This is a genomic window from Bradyrhizobium sp. RT6a (genome assembly GCF_040547675.1).
GTDB lineage: Bacteria > Pseudomonadota > Alphaproteobacteria > Rhizobiales > Xanthobacteraceae > Bradyrhizobium.
Genome location: NZ_JBEPQC010000002.1, coordinates 1,167,168 through 1,190,471, shown reverse-complemented (window position 1 = coordinate 1,190,471; position 23,304 = coordinate 1,167,168). Strand labels below are relative to the sequence as shown.

Genomic DNA, 23,304 nt, shown 5'->3' with positions numbered 1-23,304 from the left:
GACATCCTGAAGAACCGAAGCCCCGGGCCAGATAGACCATGGCGCTGGAGCGTGAAACGGTTGAGCTGCTGGTTCAAGCGGTGAAAATCTGCCATTTCGGAAACGATCGACGGGGATTGCACGATCGGGAATGGATGGTGCTGCGTTTTCTGTCGCGCGCCAACAGGTTTTCACGAACTCCCTCGGCGGTTGCCGCCCTCACTGGCACGGCCAGGGCAACCGCTTCGCAGATCGTGAAGATCCTTGAAGCAAAGTCTTACCTGGCGCGAAGACCTTCAAAACGAGACGGGCGCTCGACGACACTTGTCGTGACCTCTCAGGGTGAGAGGCTTCTGGCCCTGCACGATCCGCTCAACGGTCTGTTGGACGCAATCACTTCGCTGATTCCCGAAGAATGTCTCAGGCTAAGGGACTCGCTTGGCAAAATCTTGAATCGCATCGATACCGCGGATCGTCAGCCGGCGGTGGGCGCCTGCCGCGACTGCATGTTTCTCGCCGAATCTGGCATAAAGCGGCCGTCCCACGGCCGGGCGCGGACAAACACGGAGCTTCGGTGCCGCCTTCACCGCGCGCCGATCGCGGCCGGCGAGGTCGACCTTCTCTGCACGACTTTCGCGCGCGCTACCGCAACTGGCCCCAAGCCCGCGTGACGTCGTGATCCGATGTCCCACCTGATCTAGCAACAGAAGTATTAGCGTTCTCGTCAAGGCAACATGGCCGGGATCGCTCCCGGCCATCGTCCTGCATGTCAAGGCACCGGCATCGCACGCGGAGAGCGATGGAAGCGGTTCGAGCTTGCCATCCAGTTCGGCAGCGGCTCGCCGTCTCGATGGCGACCGCCGGCCACCGCCGCAGCCCAGGCCACCGCAGCGCCGATCAGGGCTGCTGCCGCAACGGAGAAGGCGACGATGATGGAGTTACGCCGCGCCCGGTTGATCGCCGTCCTCGAATCCGCAATCGCGGCGTCGACCCGTCGTTCCGAGTCGGGTGGCGCGAGTCCCGTCAGCGCGGCCACCTGCTGCACGAGGTAGGCCCGGTCATCGGTGCTGACGCCGCTGTGGCTCGATGACGTCATCAGGATGCGTCCGGCTTCGGCACGAGGTTCCCTGAGGTCGGTGTTGGGGGGCCGCCGCGCTACGCGAAACAGCTTGTCCAACTCGTAGCTCAACAGAGGCTCGGCCGCGGACGTATTGCTGGCCGAACTGCGCATCGGCGATCGGTCAACCGCAGCCGCGCCGAGCATCGCGAGCAGCGCGGCACCAAGCAGCACGGCAAGCGCCCAGGACATCAGCCCATGCAGCCCATCCCGCCGTTCGCCGTCGTCTTCGATCGTTGTGACCGCCGGGGCTGGTCGCGTCGTCCGGCCGGCGATATAGCCGCCAAAGCCGAAACTGACGATCGCCTGGATGATCAGATACAGCCCCGACAGCAAAGCCAGTGCCGCCGATGCATCGCGCCATGTCGGCGAGGCTGAACTGACGCCCAGGCCGACGGCGACTCCAAATCCGACCAGGATGAACGACATTGCGCCGGCAGCCAAAGCGCCTGCGATGACCGAGCTCCACTGGATGGTGCGCCGGTCGTCGGCAGCGACCCCGCCGCCTTCCATGATGTCTTCCCGTATGAGAGTTTCCATCGTCATCGCCGCTCTCTCAACGCAGGCCGAAGAACGACAAGATCGCCATGACCACCACGATCAAGCCGATGAGATAAATCAATCCGTCCATGGTCTGTCCTCCTCAGTTTCTCCTCGTCGCTAATCACAACGAACAAGGAACGTTCCAAATTGGACCGAACCTGCGGGAACGAACCGGCGCGTTGCGGATTATCTGTCCAAGTCCCAAGGATGAAGTTTGTGAGCACGAAAGCCCCAGCCGGTCAGTCCCGGCTGGGGCTTTCTTTTTGGGCGGCGGTTCCTGTCCTATGTTAACGACGCCGCCTCTCGGATCATCAAGGATGCGGTCGGGGCGGAACCTCCGGATCGGGAGAAGCCGCGTGGATCGCAGAACCGCGTGCCTTCATCAGGCAGATGCATTCCGGGAAAAGGCGATCGCCGATCCCGAGCACCACGACCAGTGGATCGATGAAGCCATCAAATGGCTGGAACGCGCCATGGAAGCCGGCTGTCGCGCCGTCGTCACGGTCGAAGCCGGCCACACCGGCGACATGCCGGACGCAGCACGCGGAGCGGCAGCCGATGCTCAGCTGAGTTTGATCACGCGCCAATGAGAAGAGCTGCCGTCTTCGCCATCGCTGCGGCAATTGTTCCAGGGACGTAACAATGTTGCGGGTCGACACTGTTCCGGCCCCCATGCTAGGCCGGGCGCAGACCGCAACCAGAGTGACGTCGTGCTCGCCAACCGCCAGCCCTCAGGATCTTGCCGGCCGCGCAACTGGCGCGGGCTGCTGTCTGTGCTGATCGCGGTTGTCTACCTGCTCGCGGGCGCGCTGCATGGTCTGCACGACATCGACGTCACCACGCCGGGTGGCGGCTCGGAGATCAGCGCGGTCCTTGACGGCTCCACAGATCACAACGATCACAAGGCCATGGGCGGCCATCATTGCCATGGCTGCTTCTCCGTGACGGTGACTCAGCCGGCGCCACCGGTCTCATCGATCGGGCTCGTCTCCGCATCGCGCCCGCAACGCGCCCCCCGGCTCACCGGCATCGTTCCCGATACCGACTCCCCGCCTCCCAAACGTATGGCCTGAACGGATTTGGTCGGGCGCCACGCGCGCCCATGAGGTTCATTCTTTACAGGTCGGTTTCATGTTTTGCAGGGGAATGGCCGCGCGCCTGGCGTGCGCGGCAGCGTGTCTGATTGCCGGATCGGCGCTTGCGCCGTCTCACGCCCAGACTCTGACGATGCGGAGTGCGCTCTCGCGCGCGCTGGCCACGAGCCCGCGGCTGACCGCGGCGGAGCGCGATGTCGGCATCGCCACGGGCCAGCGCATCCAGGCAGGTGCACTTCTTAATCCGGAGCTGACCTACGAACAGGACAATTCGTTCGGGTCCGGCATCTACCGCGGCACGCGATCGGCCGAGACCACGCTGCAGATCAGCCAGGCCTTCGAGCTGTTCGGCAAACGCGACGCGCGGATTGCAGCGGGCGTCGCCGGCATCGAGGTCGCCGCGATCCAGCGCAAGGCCGTCAGGCTGGAGGTGCTGTCGGAGACCGCGATCGCCTTCCTCAGCGTGCTCGGCGCACAGCGGCGCATCCAGATCCTCGACGAGCAGATCACTGCCATTGACCGGCTGACGCCGCTCTTGCGCCGCCGCGTCGAGGCCGGCGCCTCCTCGCCGGCCGAGACCGGCCGTGCGGAAGTGGCATCCGCCCTCGTGAAGGCCGACCGCGAGCGGTTCAAGGCGACGCTGGCCAGCGCCCGGCGCGAGCTTGCGGTCTTGATGGGCGACGCGGCCCCGAAATTCGGCGAGGTCTCCGGACGGCTCGACACCATGGGCCGGCCTCCAACATTCCAATCCGTCGTCGCCGCGATCGATGCCAATCCGCAGTTGGTGCGCTGGACCGCGATCTATGCCCAGCGCAACGCCGAGCTGCTGCTGGCGCGGCTGCGGCCCTACCCCGACGTCCGGATCGCCGCCGGCTGGCGCCATTTCAACGAGACCAATGACGACGCGGCGCGCCTCACCGTCTCGGTGCCGATCCCGGTGTTCGACCAGAACCAGGGCAATATCCTCTCAGCGCAGGAAAGCCTTGCCAAGACCAAGGCCGAGCGCGAGGCCAACCGCAACACGCTGATCGTGGTCGCAGGCCGCGCCTACGACTCGCTCCAGGGCTCGTTGCGCGAGCTCGCGGTGCTGCGCGAGAGCGCCATTCCCAAGGCCACTGAAGCCTCGGATGCCATCGCGCAAGGCTACGGCCAGGGCCGCTTCAGCCTGCTCGAAGTGCTCGACGCCCAGGCGAGCGTCACCCAGGCGCGGCTGCGCGAGCAGGAGGCGCTGCAGAATTTCCACGCGGGGGTGGCGACCATCGAAGGCCTCGTCGGCAATCCCTTCACGCTGGCGCGGGAGAGCGCACGATGAAGACGTCCTCCATCATCCTCGTCGCATTCGTTGCCGCCGCGCTGGGCGCTTACGGCTACTCCCTGCTCGGCCCGGCCAGGGTGGAGCACGCCCAACACGCCGCGGACAAGAAGCCGGAGAAGCCGAACGACCATGTCGAGCAGGACGAGCACGGCGCCGACCGGATCCGCATCTCCGACGTCAAGCTTGCCGCCGCGGGCGTGACGCTGGCGGAAGCCGCGAGCGTCACCCTGACCGACACGCTCGCCTTCAACGGCATCCTGCGCGCCAACCAGGAAGCCGTGGTGCAGGTGACGCCGCGCTTTCCAGGCGTCGCGAAATCGATCCAGAAGCGCATCGGCGACAAGGTCGGCAAGGACGATCTGCTCGCCACGATCGAAAGCAACCAGAGCCTCACCGTCTACGAGCTCAAGGCGCCGCTTGCCGGCACCATCATCGAGCGGCAGATCTCGCTCGGCGAATATGCCTCCGAGCAGAAGCCGGCCTTCGTCGTCGCCGACCTCACCACCATCTGGGTCGATCTGTCGATCTACCGACAGGACCTGCGGCGCGTTCGCCTCAACGACGAGGTGCTGATCGATCCCGACGACGGCCGTGGCGAGATCAAGGGCACGATCTCCTACATGGCCCCGATCGGCAGCAGCGAGACCCAGACCGCGCTGGCGCGCGTGGTGCTGCCAAATCCGGACGGACGCTTGCGTCCCGGCCTGTTCGTCACGGCACGGCTGATCCTCGCCGCGCGCAACGTCGCGGTCGCCGTGCGCCGAAGCGCGATCCAGACGCTGGAGAACAGGACCATCGTGTTCGTCCGCGAGGACGGCGACAAGATCGAAGCGCGCCCGGTGGAGCTTGGCGATTCCGATCCCCGCCACGTCGAGATCAGGGCCGGCCTATCGGCCGGCGAGCATTACGTCGCGGAAAACAGCTTCGTCGTGAAGGCGGAGATGGGCAAGGGCGAGGCCGAGCATGATTGAGCGCCTCATCGCGGTCTCGCTGCAGCAGCGCTGGCTGGTCCTGCTGCTTGCGCTCGGCGCTATCGCCTTCGGCGCCTGGAATTTCCAGCGCCTTCCGATCGACGCCGTGCCTGATATCACCAACGTCCAGGTCCAGATCAACACCCGCGCGCCCGGTTATTCGCCGCTGGAAACCGAGCAGCGCATCACTTTCCCGGTCGAGACCGCCATGGGCGGTCTGCCGAAACTCGACTACACCCGCTCGCTGTCGCGCTACGGGCTGAGCCAGGTGACGGTCGTCTTCAAGGACGGCACCGACATCTATTTTGCCCGCCAGCTCGTCGGCGAACGGATCCAGCAGGTGAAGGACCAGCTTCCGACCGGCGTCGAGGTCGCGATGGGACCGGTCTCGACCGGGCTCGGCGAAATCTTCATGTACACCGTCGAGGCGAAGGCGGGCGCGAAGACCCAAGGCGGCCACGACTATTCGCTGACCGATTTGCGCACCGTGCAGGACTGGATCATCAAGCCGCAGCTTCGCAACGTGCCGGGGGTGATCGAGGTCAACACCATCGGCGGCTTCGAGCGGCAATTCCACGTGCTCCCCGATCCCGGCAAGCTGATGGCCTACCGGCTCGGCTTTCGCGACGTCATGACGGCGCTCGCCGCCAACAACGCCAATGTCGGCGCCGGCTATATCGAGCGCAACGGCGAACAATATCTGGTTCGCTCGCCGGGCCAGGTCGGCAATGTCGGCGAAATCAGGGACATCGTCATCGGCTCGCGCGGCGGCAATCCGGTCAGGATCAGGGATATCGCGACCGTCACCGAAGGCCGCGACCTGCGCACGGGAGCCGCGACGCGCGATGGCGAGGAAACCGTGCTCGGCACCGCCATGCTGTTGATCGGCGAGAACAGCCGCACCGTGGCACGCCGTGTCGCGGCCCGGCTCGAGGAGATCGCCAAATCGCTGCCCGACGGTGTCGTGACGCGGACCGTCTACGACCGCACTGATCTGGTCGAAGCCACCATCCGCACGGTCGAGAACAATTTGCTGGAAGGCGCGGCGCTGGTCGTGGCGGTGCTGTTCCTGATCCTCGGCAACATCCGCGCCGCGCTCGTGGTAGCCTGCGTCATTCCGCTGTCCATGGCCATGACGGTCACCGGCATGGTCGAGACCAGGGTCAGTGCGAACCTGATGAGCCTGGGCGCGATCGATTTCGGCATCATCGTCGACGGCGCCGTGATCATCGTCGAGAACTGCCTGCGCATGCTGGCCGAGGCCCAGCGCGAGAAAGGCGGATTGCTCACGATCTCCGAACGGCTGCGCGCGATCCGGCGCGGTTCGAGCGAGGTCATCAAGCCGAGCCTGTTCGGAACGCTGATCATCGCGGTGGTCTACCTGCCGGTGCTGACGTTGACCGGCGTCGAAGGCAAGATGTTCACGCCCATGGCGCTGACGGTGCTGATGGCGCTGGGCGCCGCGGTGCTGTTCTCAATCACCTTCGTCCCGGCGGCAGTCGCCATCTTCGTCACCGGCAAGGTGTCCGAACACGAAAACCTGTTCATGCGGCTGGCGAAGCGCGCCTATCTCCCCCTGCTCCGGCTGGCGATCGACAATCGCCTCAGCGTCGCAATCATGGCCGCCATCATCGTGGTCGCAAGCTGCGTTGCGGCCGCGCGCATGGGCGGTGAGTTCATTCCGAGCCTGGACGAAGGCGACGTCGCGCTGGCCTCGATCCGGATTCCCGGCACCAGCCTGACCCAGTCGCTGGAGCTGCAAAAAGCGCTGGAGAAGCGCATCAAGCAGATTCCGGAGGTGAAGGAGTTCTTCACCCGCATCGGCACCGCGGAGATCGCAACCGATCCGATGTCGCCGGCACAGACCGACGGCTACATCATGCTGAAGCCGCGCGCCGAATGGCCCGACCCGGGCAGGCCCAAGTCGGACGTGATCGAGGCCATCGACCGTGCCGCCGACGACATCCCCGGCAGCGCCTATGAAATCTCCCAGCCGATCCAGTTCCGTGTCAACGAGCTGATCTCTGGTGTGCGCAGCGACGTTGGCGTCAAGGTCTTCGGCGACGATCTCGATATCCTGCAAGGCGCGGCAAAACAGGTGGAGGCGGCGATCCGCCGTATTCGTGGCGCCAGCGACGTCAAGATCGAGCAGGTCTCGGGCCTGCCGATCCTCACCGTCCGTCTCGACCGCCAGGCGCTCGCCCGGTACGGGCTCAGCATCAGCGAGGTGCAGGGCATTGTCGAAATCGCGGTGGGCGGCAAGTCGGCCGGCAAGCTGTTCGAGGGCGACCGCCGCTTCGACATCGTCGTGCGCCTGCCGGAACACCTGCGCGGCAATCTCGAGGCCATCCGGGCGATCCCGATCCCGCTGCCGCCGGGCGAGGAAGCAGCAATCGGTGCGCCAATCCGGACGGCATTGCCCGCCCCGCCCCTCGCCCAGATGCGCTATGTGCCACTGTCGTCGGTCGCAACCGTCGATGCGACGCCCGGCCCCAACCAGATCAGCCGCGAGAACGGCAAGCGGCGCATCGTCGTCACCGCCAATGTCCGCGCGCGCGATCTCGGCTCCTTCGTCACCGAGGCGGAGGCAGCCGTCGCAGAGAAGGTCAAGCTGCCACCGGGCTATTGGATCGGCTGGGGCGGACAGTTCGAGCAATTGGTCTCCGCCACCAAGCGGCTGACGCTGGTCGTGCCGGTGGCGCTACTGCTGGTGTTCCTGCTGCTGTTCATGGGCATGGGATCGGCGGCGGATGCGGCGCTCGTGTTCTCCGGCGTGCCGCTGGCGCTGACCGGCGGCGTCATGGCGCTGCTGCTGCGCGGCATCCCGCTGTCGATCAGCGCCGGCGTCGGCTTCATCGCGCTGTCGGGCGTGGCCGTGCTCAACGGGCTCGTCATCATCGCCTTCATCGAGCGGCTGCGCAGCGAGGGGCACCCCGTCGCCGACGCGGTGCGCGAGGGCGCGCTGACACGCCTGCGTCCGGTGCTGATGACGGCGCTGGTGGCGTCCCTCGGCTTCGTGCCAATGGCCCTTGCCACCGGGGCCGGCGCCGAGGTGCAGCGGCCGCTTGCAACCGTGGTGATCGGCGGCATCATCTCCTCGACCGTCCTGACGCTCCTGGTGCTGCCGGCGCTCTACGTGCTGTTCCGCCGTGACGGGGCTGCCGAAACGCCTACAATGGCGCCCGATTTGGCAGCTTCCGGGGAGCGCTAGAGGTGGGCAGCCACGACCATCACGGCCATCATCACCATGATCATAGCCACGGCCATGATCCCGATCATGGTGGCCACGCCCATGTCCATGCCCCCGCCAGTTTCGGCAAGGCGTTCGCGATCGGCATCTCGCTCAACGCCGCGCTGGTCGTGGCCGAGGCCGTCTACGGCTATATCGGCAACTCCACCGCCCTGCTTGCCGACGCCGGCCATAATCTTAGCGACGTACTCGGCCTGGTCGTTGCCTGGTGCGCATCGATCGCGGCGCGGCGCGCGCCGAGCGGACGCTTCACCTATGGCCTGCGCGCCTCCACCATCCTGGCGGCGCTGGCGAACGCGGTGTTCCTGCTGGTCGCAACCGGCGCGATCGGCTGGGAAGCGTTCTTGCGCCTGCGCGAACCGGAGCCGGTCGCCGGCATCACCGTGATGGTGGTCGCCGGCATCGGCATCCTCATCAACGGTTTTACCGCCATGTTGTTCGCGCGCGGACGCAAGGACGACATCAACATCGAAGGCGCCTATCTGCACATGTCGGCCGACGCCGCGGTCTCGCTCGGCGTCGTCATCTCGGCGGCGCTGATCATCTGGACCGGCTGGCTCTGGCTTGATCCCGTCACCAGCCTCGTCATCTGCGCCACCATCCTCTGGAGCACCACCAGCCTGCTCCGCGGCTCAATCGACATGTCGATGGCGGCGGCCCCCAAGGGCACCGACATTGCCGCGATCAAGATCCTTCTGCTGGGGAGGCCCGGCGTCACTGCGATCCACGATCTCCACGTCTGGCCGATCTCGACCACCGAGACGGCGCTGACCTGCCACCTCGTCATGCCCACCGGCGCCGGCGATGCATTCCTGATGGAGACCGCGCAGATGCTGAAGAGCTCCCACCGCATCGGCCACACCACCCTTCAGGTCGAGACCCATCCCGACAACGGCTGCGCGCTGGCGCCGGATGATGTGGTGTGAGGCGGCTGCGTGGCAGCTCCAATTTCAACTGTCGTCCCGGACAAGCGCAGCGAAGCGGAGCGCTGATCCGGGACCCATAGCCACAGGGAGTAGTTTAACGAAGACTCGTGGTTATCAGCCTCGCGCCGCAACTTCTCGCTGGGGTTATGGGTCCCGGCCCCCGTGCGCAATTGCGCACTAGGCCGGGACGACGCCGAGTGTTTGGCCACGGCGACGCCTAGACAGCGACGCCTACGCCGCCTTCGCCGTCACGATCCAGATCGCGCCCTGGAGCGCCACGCTCTGTCCCTTCAGGAACGGCGCCAGCATCTCGCGGATCGAGGCTTTTGCCGCGGCATACGTCTCCGGCGGATGGCCTTGCAGCGCGCGGCTGGCAGGGCCGATCTGGAGCGCGCCCTCGACCGCGGCATCGAGCCCGCCGCCGATCGCGACATCCATCGCGAGATTGTGCGGCTCCATCGCGACGTCGACAAAGCCCGCGCCTTTCAGGATGCGTGTCACGCGCTCTTCGGAGGCAAAGGCGAACGGGCCCGGCTCGTCCGGCCCGACCGGTGGCATCTTGGGCACATGTTTGTAGACCGCCATCAACGGCGCCATCATCCAGGGATTTTCCTTCGGCTCGCGCCAGCACGCAAACGCCAGCCGCCCCGTCGGCTTCAGTGCGCGGCGGAGATTAGTGAAAGACGCGATCGGATCGGCGAAGAACATCACGCCGAAGCGCGAGGCCAGCAGGTCAAAACTCGCCGGCTGGAACGAATGCACCGTCGCATCCGCCAGCACGAAATCGAGCGGCAGGCCTTTTGGCGCAAACGCGCGTGCCTGCGACAGCATCGGCTCGGAGACGTCGAGCCCGAGCGCGAAGCCATTCGGGGCCACCGCTTTTGCGAAGGCGAACGTCGTCGCACCGGAGCCGCAGCCGACGTCGAGGACGCGCTCACCCGGCTTCGGCCCGGCGCGGGCGATCAGCACGTCGGCAATGGGCCCGAGCAGGCTCTCCTGCGCCGCATGGCGATCGGCCCAGCGCTGGCCGCTGGGGCCGTTCCAGTAAGCGATCTGGTCGGCGTTCTGCTCGTGTCCGCTTGGCTGCTGCATCGGGCCTCCGCATGACGGCCCACTGGGCTGGCCCGCAACGCCACGCTCGCTTCGCGAGCGCATGATGGTGGGCGGTGAGAGATTCGAACTCCCGACCCTCTCGGTGTAAGCGAGATGCTCTAACCAGCTGAGCTAACCGCCCCTCGCCGCTTCTTTATCCCCACCGAGCCCGAACGGGCAAGCGCGGAACTGCACTTCCTCGGCCTCAATCCCCCGGCCGTCCCGGCAGCAGTGGCACCGCGTCGATCCAGACCGCCGCCGACTGGCACCAGATCTGCCTGACGGGCCGCAATGTGTCGCGCTGGCGGATGCTGCCCCAGCGGATGCCCCAGTCGTCCTCCTGGTCGCCCTCGCCGCTCGTGAATAGCGGGGAACCGCACTCGGCACAGAAGTGCTGGAAGCGCATCCGGCCGTTGTCGCCGCGCTTGCCGTAGATCCTGGGCGTGCCGGCCGTCAGCTTGACGTCGGCCTTGGTGCAGATCGCCGTCACCCTGAACGGCGATCCCGTCAGGGTCTGGCAGTCCCGGCAGTGGCAGACCGACACCGTCTCGGGATCGATCTCCGCTTCAAAGGTGATCTGGCCGCAATGGCATTGCCCGTCGATGTGCATTGTCGTCATCCGCTGCCCCAAACAAAAAACGGCGCCCGAAGGCGCCGTTTTATCATCTTTTTCGAGCTGCGATCTCAGTGAGCGGTCAGGCCGCCAGCGGCTTCGTCGCCGTCCGGCTTCACCGTCACCTTGGTGTCCTCTTCCCAGACGATCGGCACCGGCTTCTTCACCAGCGCCTTGGCGACGACGTCGTCGAGGCGCGAGACCGGGATGATCTCCATGCCGCCCTTGATCGCATCGGAAATCTCCGTGAGATCCTTGGCGTTGTCCTCGGGGATCAGCACCGTCTTGATGCCGCCGCGGGCAGCAGCCAGCAGCTTCTCCTTCAGGCCACCGATCGGCAGCACGCGGCCGCGCAGCGTGATTTCGCCGGTCATCGCGACATCGTGGCGGACCGGGATGCCGGTCATGACCGAGATGATCGCGGTGGCCATCGCCACGCCCGCCGACGGACCGTCCTTCGGCGTCGCGCCTTCCGGCACGTGCACGTGGATGTCGCGCCGGTCGAACAGCGGCGGCTCGATGCCGTAGACGATCGCGCGCGAGCGGACGTAGGACGCCGCTGCCGAGATCGACTCCTTCATCACGTCGCGCAGATTGCCCGTGACCGTCATCTTGCCCTTGCCGGGCATCATGACGCCTTCGATCGTCAGCAACTCGCCGCCGACATCGGTCCAGGCAAGTCCGGTGACGATGCCAACCTGCGGCTCGCTCTCGATCTCGCCGAAGCGGTACTTCGGGACGCCGAGGAACTCTTCCAGAGTCTTCTCGGTGACCTTGACCGACTTCTTCTTGGAGATCATCAGCTCCTTCACCGCCTTGCGGGCGAGTGTGGAGAGCTCACGCTCCAGGTTGCGCACGCCCGCTTCGCGAGTGTAGCGGCGGATAAGAAGCAGCAGCGCGTCGTCGTCGATCGAGAACTCCTTGGAGTCCAGGCCGTGCTTGGACACCGCGTTCGGGATCAGGTGCTTGCGCGCGATCTCGACCTTCTCGTTCTCGGTGTAGCCGGCGATCCGGATGATCTCCATGCGGTCCATCAGCGGCCCGGGAATATTGAGCGTATTCGCGGTCGTGATGAACATCACGTTGGAGAGATCGTAGTCGACCTCGAGATAGTGGTCGTTGAAGGTCGCGTTCTGCTCGGGGTCTAGGACCTCGAGCAGCGCCGAGGACGGATCGCCGCGGAAATCGGCGCCCATCTTGTCGATCTCGTCCAGCAGGAACAGCGGATTGGACGACTTCGCCTTCCGCATCGACTGGATGATCTTGCCGGGCATCGAACCGATATAGGTGCGGCGGTGACCGCGGATCTCGGCCTCGTCACGCACGCCACCGAGCGAGACGCGCACGAATTCGCGCCCCGTCGCCTTCGCGATCGACTTGCCGAGCGAGGTCTTGCCGACACCGGGAGGGCCGACCAGGCACAGGATCGGGCCGGTCAACTTGTTGGCGCGCGACTGCACGGCGAGATACTCGACAATGCGGTCCTTGACCTTCTCCAGCCCATAGTGATCGGCATCCAGAACCGCCTGTGCGGCTTCCAGATCCTTCTTCACCTTGGACTTCTTGTTCCACGGGATCGACAGCAGCCAATCCAGATAGTTGCGCACGACGGTCGCTTCCGCGGACATCGGCGACATCTGGCGCAGCTTCTTTAATTCATGCTGCGCCTTCTCGCGCGCTTCCTTGGAGAGCTTGGTCTTGGAGATCTTCTCTTCGAGATCGGCGAGCTCGTCGCGACCGTCGTCGTCGCCGAGCTCCTTCTGGATCGCCTTCATCTGCTCGTTGAGATAGTACTCGCGCTGGGTCTTCTCCATCTGGCGCTTGACGCGCGAGCGGATGCGCTTCTCGACCTGGAGCACCGAGATCTCGCTCTCCATCAGGCCCAGCACCTTCTCGAGGCGCTGCGTGACCGACAGCGTCTCCAGGATGCCCTGGCGATCCGCGATCTTGACGGCGAGATGCGAGGCGACGGTGTCGGCGAGCTTGGCGAAATCAGTGATCGCCTGCACGACGCCGACGACCTCGGCCGAGATCTTCTTGTTGAGCTTCACGTAGCTCTCGAAGTCGGACACGACGGAGCGCGCCATGGCCTCCGCCTCGACCGACTTCGCATCGGTGTCGGCGAGCGCAATCGCCGTTGCTTCGTAATAGTCGGCGCGATCGGTGTACTTCTGCACGCGCGCCCGCTCGAGCCCTTCGACCAGCACCTTCACGGTGCCGTCGGGAAGCTTCAAGAGCTGGAGCACGCTGGCAAGCGTACCGGTCTCGTAAATGGAATCGGGTGCCGGATCATCGTCGGACGCGTTCTTCTGGGTCGCGAGCATGATCAGCGCGTCGTTCTTCATCACCTCTTCGAGCGCGCGGATCGACTTCTCGCGGCCGACGAAGAGCGGAACGATCATGTGCGGGAAGACGACGATGTCGCGCAGCGGCAGCACGGGATAAGCGTGCGTTTCGCCATGAACGATGGTTGGCCTGGGTTTTGGATTGGTCATGGCCTTTTCCTTTTGCTTTGCCCCCTTGCACGCAGCCCGCCATGCTCATGCGCAACCGCCACAAGGTGCCGAGGTGATCGGCAAAACCGGTCGGTCCTTTTGAGGTTGGACCGGCTCGCCGGATCGGAACTGAGGCGAATCTTGAAGAGAATTTTTGCTCGCCGCCGACATTAGGTGGCTATCGACCCGGGGGGTGTCAAGTCATTGAAGACGCGCGCCATCAGGCGCTTACGCACGCAAATAAGCGACGCAACACCGGCTGCGGAGATACTTTCCGCAGCCCTTGCTTGAGGAGACGATTGGAGCGTTCCAGCGCCGCAAATCAGGCGCTGGCGTTCTCAACGGCGCGATCGGACCGATCGGCGTAGATGTAGAGCGGACGCGCCGTTCCTTCCACGACTTCGCGGGAAATCACGACTTCTTCCACACCTTCGAGGCCCGGCAGGTCGAACATGGTCTCGAGCAGGATCGCCTCGAGGATCGAACGCAGCCCGCGCGCACCGGTCTTGCGCTCGATCGCCCTGCGGGCCACCGCGCCAAGCGCCTCGTCGGCGAAGGTCAGCTCGATGTTCTCCATCTCGAACAGCCGCTGGTACTGCTTCACCAGCGCGTTCTTCGGCTCGACCAGGATCTTCTTGAGCGAAGCCTCGTCCAGATCCTCCAGCGTCGCCACGACGGGCAGACGGCCGACGAATTCCGGGATCAGGCCGTACTTCAGGAGATCCTCCGGCTCGACGTGACGGAATATCTCGCCGGTACGGCGGTCTTCCGGCGCGAGCACCTGGGCGGCGAAACCGATCGAGGTCGAACGTCCGCGTGCCGAGATGATCTTTTCGAGGCCCGAGAACGCACCACCGCAGATGAACAGGATGTTGGTGGTGTCCACCTGCAGGAATTCCTGCTGCGGATGCTTGCGACCGCCCTGCGGCGGGACCGAAGCCACCGTGCCTTCCATGATCTTGAGCAGCGCCTGCTGAACGCCCTCACCCGACACGTCGCGCGTGATCGAGGGATTGTCGGACTTGCGGCTGATCTTGTCGATTTCGTCGATATAGACGATGCCGCGCTGGGCACGCTCGACGTTGTAGTCGGCGGCCTGGAGCAGCTTCAGGATGATGTTCTCGACGTCCTCGCCGACATAGCCGGCTTCGGTCAGCGTCGTCGCATCCGCCATCGTGAACGGCACGTCCAGGATGCGGGCGAGCGTCTGCGCGAGCAGCGTCTTGCCCGAACCGGTCGGACCGATCAGCAGGATGTTCGACTTCGCAAGCTCGACGTCGTTGTGCTTGGTCTGGTGGTTGAGGCGCTTGTAGTGATTATGCACCGCGACCGAGAGGACCTTCTTCGCATGATTCTGGCCGATCACGTAATCGTCCAGCACCTTGCAGATTTCCTTCGGCGTCGGAATCCCGTCGCGCGACTTCACCAGCGAGGATTTGTTCTCCTCGCGAATAATGTCCATGCAGAGCTCAACGCACTCGTCGCAAATGAAGACCGTGGGACCCGCGATCAGTTTGCGCACTTCGTGCTGGCTCTTGCCGCAGAACGAGCAATACAGCGTGTTCTTGGAGTCGCTCGTGCCGACCTTACTCATTCATGTCTCCGTCCGCGGTTCGATCCCGTCCGCTCGATCGCCCTATTCCGGCACGACAGCCGGTACAGTCCTTCAAATAGAGCAAATTCCGTACCAAAAAAGACCCTACGCGTTACATGCCGTGCGAATCACGGTCACTCGATATCCCCGCGATCATAGCCGATCAGTCGTAGCGAACCATGCTGTCACCCGACTATCAAGAATTCGCTAATCGGGGGGCGCCGGCTACCCGTGACAATACCGTGATTTCCGGTCTTGGCACGGGCGAAGTGATCGAAATCACCCCGGCGTTGCTGGATTGCCACGAAAAACAAGCACGAAAGCGGAACTTTCTGCCTGTCGCAGGGCGCAAAACTGCGTTTTGCGACGCGCGCACGTGTCCTTAACGTGAACGCTCCCTGATGGTGACGGCGATCCCAGAGGGGTCGCCGTCACAGTAGTGCTACGGGGTCTTCGGCGCCGCGGTTTCCTCGGCGCGCTTGTCGATGACCCTGTCGACCAGGCCGAATTCCTTGGCGTCGCTCGCGGTCAGGAACTTGTCGCGTTCCAGCGCATCCTCGATCGCCTTGTAGGTCTGGCCGGTGTGCTTCACGTAGATCTCGTTGAGCCGCTTCTTCAGGTTCAGGATTTCCTGGGCGTGCAGCATGATGTCTGTGGCCTGGCCCTGGAAGCCGCCGGAGGGCTGATGCACCATGATGCGCGCGTTCGGCAGCGAGAAGCGCATGTCCTTTTCGCCGGCGCAGAGTAGCAGCGAGCCCATCGAGGCGGCCTGGCCCGTGCACAGCGTCGAGACCGGCGGGCGAATGAACTGCATGGTGTCGTAGATCGCGAGGCCCGACGTCACCACGCCGCCCGGCGAATTGATGTACATCGAGATTTCCTTCTTCGGATTTTCCGCCTCAAGGAACAACAGCTGCGCGACGATCAACGTCGACATGCCATCCTCGACCGGTCCGGTCAGGAAGATGATGCGCTCTTTCAGAAGGCGCGAGAAAATGTCGTAGGCGCGCTCGCCACGGTTGGTCTGCTCGACCACCATGGGCACGAGGTTCATGTAGGTTTCAACCGGATCGCGCATGAGTCACCTAAGGTTTTGAAGAGGCGGACATCGCCAGGCCCGGCTGCCAGTCGGGACTGGATCTGCCGGAAGGCCGATGGACGTCCCGTGATGCAGGAACTTGGCAGAAGACTTAGTAGAAGAACTTGGCAGAAGCAGAAGGCGTAGCGACAGATATAGCCCAATTCGTTCCTGACAAGTGCGGAGCGAATTAAGGCTTAATCCGTGCGGCAGTTGAAGCTGATTCGTACAAAGAGGCCCAGCCGGCCACCTGGCTAGCTCGACCTCTTCGCTGATCATCCTTAATGCACGGCTATCCTAAAGGCTCTCCTGCAGCCCTCAGGCGGCGGTCTTTTCCGCCTCGTCGTCCTTGTAGAGATCGTCGCGCGAGACCTTCTTCTCGGTCACCTTGGCAAGCTCGAGGATGAAGTCGACCACCTTGTCCTCATAGATCGGTGCACGAAGCTGGGCCAACGCTTGGGCGTTGCTGCGGTAATAGTCCCAGACCTCCTTCTCGCGGCCCGGCATCGAGCGCGCCCGCTCGATCACGGCGCGGCCGACCTCGTCGTCGGTCACGGAGATCTTGTTCTTCTCGCCGATCTCGGAGAGCACGAGGCCAAGCCGCACGCGGCGGTCGGCGATCTTGCGGTACTCTTCCTTGGCGGCGTCCTCAGTGGTGTCCTCGTCGGCGAAGGTCTTGCCGGCGGAGTCCATCTCGGCCTTCACCGAGTTCCACATCAAATTGAACTCCTCGTCGACCAGCGAGGGCGGCGCCTCGAAGCGATGGGCCTCGTCGAGGCGGTCGAGCAGCGCGCGCTTGACGCGCTGGCGCGTCGCGGTCGCGAACTCGGCGACCAGCCGCTCGCGCGCCGCTTCCTTCAGCTTGTCCAGCGATTCGAGGCCAAGCGTCTTGGCGAACTCGTCGTCGATCGCGAGATCCTGCGGCGCCTCGATCAGCGTCGCGGTGGTCTCGAACTCGGCCGGCTGACCGGCGAGCTTGTCGTTCATGTAGTTCTTGGGGAACGCCACCTTCAGGGTGCGGGTCTCGCCCGTGCCGATGCCGGTGAGCTGCTCTTCGAAGCCGGGGATGAAGGTGTTGGATCCGATCACGACCTGGATTCCCTCGCCGGCGCCGCCCTCGAAGGCTTCGCCGTTGATGGTGCCCTTGAAGGCGACGGTGACGCGATCACCCGACTCGGCCTTGGCGCCCTCGCCCTTCGCGGCATAGCCGCGGTTCGAATCGGCGATGCGCTTGATCGCCTCGTCGACGTCGGCGTCGGTGACTTCGGCGACGGGCTTCTCGACCTCGAAGGTCTTGAAGTCGGCGAGCGCGATCGACGGTACCACCTCGATCGCAACCGTGTAGGTCAGATCGGTTTTGCCGTTGAGCAGCTCCTCGACCTCGGCCTGCTCGGTCGGCATGGTGATCTTCGGTTCGGTCGCCAAGCGGAAGCCGCGCTCGGAGAACAGCTGCGTGTTGGTGTCGCGGATGGTCTGGTCGATGGTCTCGGCCATCACCGAGCGGCCATAGACCTTCTTGAGGTGCGTGACCGGCACCTTGCCGGGACGGAAGCCGTTGATGCGGACCTTGTCCTTGAGGTCGACGAGCTTGGCACCGGCCTTGGCGTCGAGATCAGACGCGGGAACGCTGATCTTGAACTCGCGCTTCAAACCTTCCGAGAGGGTTTCTGTGACCTGCATGGTGTCCAATCTTCTTCTCGTTCGGTCCCGGCGCGCATGCGTCGGGACGCTGTCATTAATCGATCCGGCGCGAGGCGAACGCCTCAACGCCGGTGGTTCATCGGACCGGCTTCCGGCGGACAAACATCCGCGCGGGAGCAGATCGCGTAATCCGTGCAAACGCTGAAAGCGCTTGGTGCGGGCGGAGGGACTCGAACCCCCACAACTTTCGTCACTGGAACCTAAATCCAGCGCGTCTACCAGTTCCGCCACGCCCGCGTAAATTTGCATCAAGACCGGCCGCGATGCCGCGGGCGGCGGGCTTATAGCATGTGCCCGCCTGTTCGCAGCAAAAAAATGGCCCGATCGAGGCAGGCTTCACCTAGGCACGACGGCTGGACTTATCCAGCACGGCGTGGTCCGGATCGGCGATGAAAACGCGGATCTTCGACCCGACGAGGCGCGAGGTTTTGGCCGGGCTTGGACTCGGAGTTGGAGCCTCTGCGGCCGGGTTGATCGCCGGCGGCGTAGGCCCGCTCGTGACGGCCCAGCTCGCGCTTCAGGCAAGGCCGGCAACGCTGGTTCTGAGACCGAATCAACCGCCGACACCCGTCTGGGAGCTGGCCGCCGTAAGCCACCTGGGGGACGTCCGTCTCAAGCGTGGCGACCGCTGCGAGGTGGTCTTCCGCAACGCCCTGCCTGTCCCGCTTGCTCCAGTCTGGTACGGCCTCAACGGCCCGGCCGCGGCCGACCCGCTTCGGGGACGCGCCCCGACGGCCGCGGACGCGACGGAAACATCAATTATTTCAGTAGCAAACGCAGGAACCCTGCTGGCCGACTTCCGGCTCTTCGAGGACGGCCTGAAGGAGCCCGCGCGCCCGCTTCCGATCATTGCTGCCGAGACCAGCCCGGTCGCCGTCGATCGTGACGTGGTGCTCTTGATCGAGGAATGGCGGCTGCGGCCAGATGGGACCGCTCTTCCCCCGGGCCGGGACTCTGGGGACACATCCCCGCTCTTTACAATCAACGGGCAGACTTCATTCGAACTCTCAGCCGCAGCCAATGAGCGGCTGCGGCTGCGCTTTATCAACGGCTCCCAACGTTCTGTTCTGGCAATCAAATTGGAAAGTCACGAGGTCCAGGTGATGGCCTTGGACGGACAGCCGGCGGAGCCGTTCCCGGCCCGCAACGGCGCGCTGGTGTTGGCTCCCGGCGGACGCGCCGACGCCTTTGTCGATGCGGCCACATCGGCCCCATTCCTGCTGCATGACGGCAAGGAGGCGCGCCAGGTCGGCCGCCTGACGGTCTCCGGCAAGCTTGACCGGCGCGTGCCGCTGTTGCCGCCGCAGCCGCTCCCTCCGAATGACCTGCCCGACCGCCTCGATCTGAGAGGCGGCCTGCGATTCGATGTCACGCTCGGGGCAGCCGACGCCGGGTGGGTACGGTCCGCAAATTTCTCGACGTCGTCCGCCCCCGCCTTTCGCGCCAAGGCCGGCCGCACCGTCGTGCTGGCCCTCAAGAACCCCGCACCCGTCGCTACCGTCTTCCATCTCCATGGCCACCATTTCCGCCTGCTCGACAAGCTCGACGACGGCTGGAAGCCGTATTGGCTCGACACGCTCGCGATCGAACCCGGCCAGACCCAGCGCATCGCATTCGAGGCCAGAGGCCCCGGCCGATGGCTGATGGAATCCGTCGTAACCGATTGGGCAGCGCCGCGACTGGTGCGCTGGTACGCGGTGGAGTGAGAGCTCAGTATTCCACCCCCAGCGCATGGTAGATCCGCCGGTGCACGGCGGGCAGTGTCTCGGTGAGATCCTCCGCGATCAGGCCCGGCCCCGCCTCGCTCCCCGCTTCGCCATGCATCCACACGGCGATGCTGGCGGCTTCGAATGCCGGCACGCCTTGCGCCAGCAGCCCTGCGATAATGCCGGCGAGCACGTCGCCGGCGCCCGCGGTAGCGAGCCAGGGCGGCGCGTTGGCGGCGATGGTGGCGCGGCCGTCGGGCGCGGCGATCGTGGTGTCCGGGCCCTTCAGCAGCACGACAGCGCCGGAGCGCTCGGCGGCGGCGCGCACGCGCTCGATCTTCGAGCGTCCCGGATATTTGTTGCTGAGGTCGGAGAACAGGCGCGGGAACTCGCCCTCGTGCGGTGTCAGCACCACCACCTTGTCGTGCGACGTCTTGATCGATTCGAACAGGCGCTCGGGATTGGCGGCAAAGCTCGTCAGCGCATCCGCGTCGAGCACCAGGCGCCGCTGCGCGTTAAGCGCCGTGTGGACGAGATCGCAGGTGCGCTCGCCGACACCCGCGCCGGGGCCGATCATGCAGGTGTTGTAGCGCTTGTCACCGAGCAGCTCGCCGAACTCGATGGCGGTATCGACGGGGCGAACCATCACCGCGGTGAGCGCAGCCGCATTGATCGCGAGAGCATCACGCGGAGTGGCCAGAGTCACCAGGCCCGCGCCGGCGCGTAGCGCTCCGCGCGCGGCGAGACGCGCTGCACCGGTCGCGGCCGCATCGCCCGAGACCGCCAGCACATGGCCCCGCGCGTATTTGTGGCCGTCGATGCGCGGCACCGGAAAGGCGGCGCCCCAGAAGTCCGGATCGTTCTCAAAAATCTGCGGCGCGATCTCGTCCAGCACCTGCGCCTCGATGCCGATATCGGCGACACGGACCTGTCCGCAATGCATCCGCCCCGGCAGCAGCAGATGCGCCGGCTTCTTGCGGAAGAAGGTGACGGTCTCGGTGGCGTTCACCGCCACGCCCAGCACGGCCGCACTGGTGCCGTTGATGCCGCTCGGCAGATCGACCGCGAGCACCGGCGCACCGTTGCCGTTGATCGCCTCGATCATCTCACGCGCCTCGCCGTCGACAGGACGGCTGAGGCCCGCGCCGAACAGCGCATCGATGATCAGCGCCGGTCGCCCGATTGCCTGCGGGTTGAACGGAAGCACCGGGTGCTTCCAGCCCCGCGCCGCCGAGGCCGCGTCGCCCTGGAGCTGGTCGCGCTCGCACATCAGGATCACCGAGACCTCGCGGCCTTGCGCGGCCAGCTCGGCGGCTGCAACAAAACCGTCACCCCCATTATTGCCCGGGCCGGCCACGATCAGGATCGGCCCCTCCTCCACCAGTGCGTGGGCGGCCTCGGCGACCGCCTGGCCGGCGCTGAGCATCAGCTTGAAGCCGGGGGTGCCTGCCGCAATGCTGAGCTGGTCGGCGCGCTGCATTTCGGCGTTGGTCAGAACTTCCATGCCACTTCCCTGTCCAAAAGCCTTTTCAAGAGGCACGTTCCGCACCGGGCTATCCGACGGAACAGCGATCTGCACAGATATTGAACCGTTTGCCTATTTCGTAGTCTGCGGTATTTTGTGCGGGTCGGCGCCACCTATCAGAGCTGCACGTTAAAAGGCTGATAACGCTCCAACAATCAGGGCATTTGCAAATTGGCATAGACCCTGCTTTCGCGGAAGTCGCTTCGGTTCGTCGTGCTCACTGGCATTTATCAGGGTGTGGCCGGCCGTTGTTGCCGGACTGGTCAGGGATCCCGGCATAGCGAAGACAAGATCGTGCGTTAAGAAAAGCGCATCCTGACGAAGACGTTGCTATTTGTTCGAAAGGCCGGGAGGCGCGCAGTGAAGAAAATCGAAGCCATCATCAAGCCATTCAAGCTCGACGAGGTGAAGGAAGCGCTTCAGGAAGTCGGCCTTCAGGGCATCACGGTCACCGAAGCCAAGGGCTTCGGCCGGCAGAAGGGTCACGCCGAACTGTACCGCGGCGCAGAATACATCGTCGACTTCCTGCCCAAGGTGAAGATCGAGATCGTCATCGGCGACGATCTGGTCGAGCGCGCCATCGACGCAATCCGCCGCGCCGCGCAAACCGGGCGCATCGGCGACGGCAAGATTTTCGTCTCCAACATCGAAGAGGCGATCCGCATCCGAACCGGCGAATCCGGGCTGGACGCTATCTGAGCCGGGTGCTATCCCGCATTTTGCGACATTCTGACAAGAAATAGGCTGCTTCGGCGGCCTCATTTTGTTTGTGCCTCGCGCGCCTCAAGAAGCGTGAACACGGTCGCTTGAAGCTTGGAAACCGACCCGCAGAGCCAAAAGGGGTATGCATGAAGACCGCCAAAGACGTCCTGAAATCGATCAAGGACAACGACGTCAAATACGTCGACCTGCGCTTCACCGATCCGCGCGGCAAGTGGCAGCACGTCACCTTCGACATCAGCATGATCGATGAAGACATTTTCGCCGAAGGAACGATGTTCGACGGCTCCTCCATCGCCGGCTGGAAGGCGATCAACGAGTCCGACATGTGCCTGATGCCCGATCCGGTGACCGCGACGATCGATCCGTTCTTCGCCGAGACCACCATGGTCATCACCTGCGACGTGCTCGAGCCGACCACCGGCGAGCCCTATAACCGCGACCCCCGCGGCATCGCCAAGAAGGCCGAGGCGATGGTGAAGTCGATGGGCGTGGGCGACACCGTGTTCGTCGGCCCCGAAGCCGAGTTCTTCGTGTTCGACGACGTGCGCTTCTCCGCCAATCCCTACAGCACCGGCTTCCGTCTCGACTCCTCGGAGCTGCCGACCAACTCCGACACCGAATACGAAGGCGGCAATCTCGGCCATCGTGTCCGCACCAAGGGCGGCTACTTCCCGGTGCCGCCGCAGGACTCCGTGCAGGACATGCGCTCGGAGATGCTCGGCGCCATGGCCAAGATGGGTGTGAAGGTCGAGAAGCACCACCACGAGGTCGCTTCCGCCCAGCACGAGCTCGGCATGAAGTTCGACACGCTGACGCTGATGGCCGACCACATGCAGATCTACAAATACTGCATCCACCAGGTCGCGCACATCTACGGCAAGACCGCCACCTTCATGCCGAAGCCGGTCTTCGGCGACAACGGCTCGGGCATGCACGTGCACCAGTCGATCTGGAAGGACGGCAAGCCGGTGTTCGCCGGCAACAAATACGCCGACCTGTCGGAGACCTGCCTCCATTACATCGGCGGCATCATCAAGCACGCCAAGGCGATCAACGCCTTCACCAACCCGTCGACCAACTCCTACAAGCGTCTGGTCCCGGGCTATGAGGCCCCCGTGCTGCTCGCCTACTCCGCGCGCAACCGCTCGGCCTCCTGCCGCATCCCCTACACCGCTTCGCCGAAGGCCAAGCGCGTCGAGGTGCGCTTCCCAGATCCGCTCGCCAATCCCTATCTCGGCTTCGCCGCGATGCTGATGGCGGGCCTCGACGGCATCAAGAACAAGATCGATCCGGGTCCGGCGATGGACAAGGACCTCTACGATCTGCCGAAGGAAGAGCTGAAGCAGATCCCGACCGTTTGCGGCAGCCTGCGCGAGGCGCTCGAAAACCTCGACAAGGACCGCGGCTTCCTGAAGAACGGCGGCGTGTTCGACGACGACTTCATCGACGCCTATATCGAGCTGAAGATGACCGAAGTCGCCCGCTTCGAAATGACCCCGCACCCGGTCGAGTTCGAAATGTATTATTCGGGCTAAGCCGCCCGAAATTCCTGCGACAAGCAAAAGGCGCTTCCGAAAGGAGG

At 64.6% G+C, this 23,304-nt stretch carries 18 protein-coding genes and 2 tRNA genes; 10 read left to right on the top strand and 10 right to left on the bottom strand.

What is annotated here, in order from left to right:
- The first annotated feature begins 38 nt into the window (after positions 1-38).
- Positions 39-650 carry a MarR family winged helix-turn-helix transcriptional regulator gene (locus ABIC03_RS15640; RefSeq protein WP_354058953.1) on the top strand — a complete coding sequence of 204 codons (612 nt, stop codon included), beginning with the start codon at positions 39-41 and terminating at the stop codon, positions 648-650.
- 98 nt (positions 651-748) lie between these two features.
- Here ABIC03_RS15640 and ABIC03_RS15635 read toward each other — a convergent pair whose 3' ends face one another.
- Positions 749-1,642 (bottom strand): hypothetical protein, encoded by an 894-nt coding sequence (locus tag ABIC03_RS15635; RefSeq protein WP_354058952.1) that lies wholly within the window; start codon positions 1,640-1,642, stop codon positions 749-751.
- Between the two features lie 353 nt (positions 1,643-1,995).
- On the opposite strand from ABIC03_RS15635, the gene ABIC03_RS15630 reads away from it, so the two are divergent.
- The 6 genes from ABIC03_RS15630 to ABIC03_RS15605 all read left to right on the top strand — a co-directional run bounded on the left by ABIC03_RS15630 (position 1,996) and on the right by ABIC03_RS15605 (position 9,195).
- Positions 1,996-2,229, top strand: a complete 234-nt coding sequence (locus tag ABIC03_RS15630) for a protein-tyrosine phosphatase family protein (RefSeq protein ID WP_275171325.1) — start codon at positions 1,996-1,998, stop codon at positions 2,227-2,229.
- Between the two features lie 120 nt (positions 2,230-2,349).
- A complete protein-coding gene (locus ABIC03_RS15625) occupies positions 2,350-2,712 on the top strand; it encodes a hypothetical protein (protein ID WP_354058951.1) in 363 nt (120 codons plus the stop codon).
- A gap of 58 nt (positions 2,713-2,770) precedes the next feature.
- On the top strand, positions 2,771-4,045 hold the full coding sequence (gene ihpA, locus ABIC03_RS15620) for a divalent metal ion exporter subunit IhpA (RefSeq protein WP_354058950.1): 1,275 nt from the start codon (positions 2,771-2,773) through the stop codon (positions 4,043-4,045).
- Positions 4,042-5,019: a divalent metal ion exporter adaptor subunit IhpB gene (gene ihpB / locus ABIC03_RS15615; RefSeq protein WP_354058949.1), complete on the top strand. Its 978-nt coding sequence runs from the start codon at positions 4,042-4,044 to the stop codon at positions 5,017-5,019. The genes ihpA and ihpB overlap by 4 nt, the downstream gene beginning before the upstream one ends.
- Positions 5,012-8,230 (top strand): efflux RND transporter permease subunit, encoded by a 3,219-nt coding sequence (locus ABIC03_RS15610; RefSeq protein WP_354058948.1) that lies wholly within the window; start codon positions 5,012-5,014, stop codon positions 8,228-8,230. The genes ihpB and ABIC03_RS15610 overlap by 8 nt, the downstream gene beginning before the upstream one ends.
- 2 nt (positions 8,231-8,232) lie before the next feature.
- Complete coding sequence (locus ABIC03_RS15605) at positions 8,233-9,195, top strand: cation diffusion facilitator family transporter (RefSeq protein WP_354058947.1); 963 nt, start codon at positions 8,233-8,235, stop codon at positions 9,193-9,195.
- Positions 9,196-9,426: 231 nt separating this feature from the next.
- Here ABIC03_RS15605 and ABIC03_RS15600 read toward each other — a convergent pair whose 3' ends face one another.
- The 8 genes from ABIC03_RS15600 to ABIC03_RS15565 form a co-directional block, all read right to left on the bottom strand.
- Positions 9,427-10,287 (bottom strand): class I SAM-dependent methyltransferase, encoded by an 861-nt coding sequence (locus tag ABIC03_RS15600; RefSeq protein ID WP_354058946.1) that lies wholly within the window; start codon positions 10,285-10,287, stop codon positions 9,427-9,429.
- A 65-nt stretch (positions 10,288-10,352) separates the two neighbouring features.
- Positions 10,353-10,429, bottom strand: a tRNA-Val gene (locus ABIC03_RS15595).
- A gap of 63 nt (positions 10,430-10,492) precedes the next feature.
- Positions 10,493-10,897, bottom strand: a complete 405-nt coding sequence (locus ABIC03_RS15590) for a GFA family protein (RefSeq protein WP_354059657.1) — start codon at positions 10,895-10,897, stop codon at positions 10,493-10,495.
- Between the two features lie 74 nt (positions 10,898-10,971).
- Positions 10,972-13,395, bottom strand: coding sequence for an endopeptidase La (gene lon / locus ABIC03_RS15585; RefSeq protein WP_275171332.1), 2,424 nt, complete (start codon positions 13,393-13,395; stop codon positions 10,972-10,974).
- A gap of 322 nt (positions 13,396-13,717) precedes the next feature.
- Positions 13,718-14,989 carry an ATP-dependent Clp protease ATP-binding subunit ClpX gene (gene clpX / locus ABIC03_RS15580; protein ID WP_007603503.1) on the bottom strand — a complete coding sequence of 424 codons (1,272 nt, stop codon included), beginning with the start codon at positions 14,987-14,989 and terminating at the stop codon, positions 13,718-13,720.
- A 442-nt stretch (positions 14,990-15,431) separates the two neighbouring features.
- Complete coding sequence (locus ABIC03_RS15575; RefSeq protein ID WP_007603501.1) at positions 15,432-16,067, bottom strand: ATP-dependent Clp protease proteolytic subunit; 636 nt, start codon at positions 16,065-16,067, stop codon at positions 15,432-15,434.
- A gap of 318 nt (positions 16,068-16,385) precedes the next feature.
- Positions 16,386-17,747: a trigger factor gene (tig, locus tag ABIC03_RS15570; protein ID WP_354058945.1), complete on the bottom strand. Its 1,362-nt coding sequence runs from the start codon at positions 17,745-17,747 to the stop codon at positions 16,386-16,388.
- Positions 17,748-17,920: 173 nt separating this feature from the next.
- Positions 17,921-18,005, bottom strand: a tRNA-Leu gene (locus ABIC03_RS15565).
- Between the two features lie 152 nt (positions 18,006-18,157).
- On the opposite strand from ABIC03_RS15565, the gene ABIC03_RS15560 reads away from it, so the two are divergent.
- Positions 18,158-19,474, top strand: coding sequence for a multicopper oxidase family protein (locus tag ABIC03_RS15560; RefSeq protein WP_354058944.1), 1,317 nt, complete (start codon positions 18,158-18,160; stop codon positions 19,472-19,474).
- A gap of 4 nt (positions 19,475-19,478) precedes the next feature.
- Here the strand turns inward: ABIC03_RS15560 and ABIC03_RS15555 are convergent, their stop codons facing one another.
- Positions 19,479-20,978, bottom strand: coding sequence for an NAD(P)H-hydrate dehydratase (locus tag ABIC03_RS15555; RefSeq protein WP_354058943.1), 1,500 nt, complete (start codon positions 20,976-20,978; stop codon positions 19,479-19,481).
- A 381-nt stretch (positions 20,979-21,359) separates the two neighbouring features.
- Between ABIC03_RS15555 and ABIC03_RS15550 the strand changes: the two genes are divergently transcribed.
- Both ABIC03_RS15550 and glnA read left to right on the top strand, forming a co-directional pair.
- Complete coding sequence (locus ABIC03_RS15550; RefSeq protein WP_007603495.1) at positions 21,360-21,698, top strand: P-II family nitrogen regulator; 339 nt, start codon at positions 21,360-21,362, stop codon at positions 21,696-21,698.
- Between the two features lie 149 nt (positions 21,699-21,847).
- A complete protein-coding gene (gene glnA, locus ABIC03_RS15545; protein ID WP_007603494.1) occupies positions 21,848-23,257 on the top strand; it encodes a type I glutamate--ammonia ligase in 1,410 nt (469 codons plus the stop codon).
- Positions 23,258-23,304: the final 47 nt, after the last annotated feature.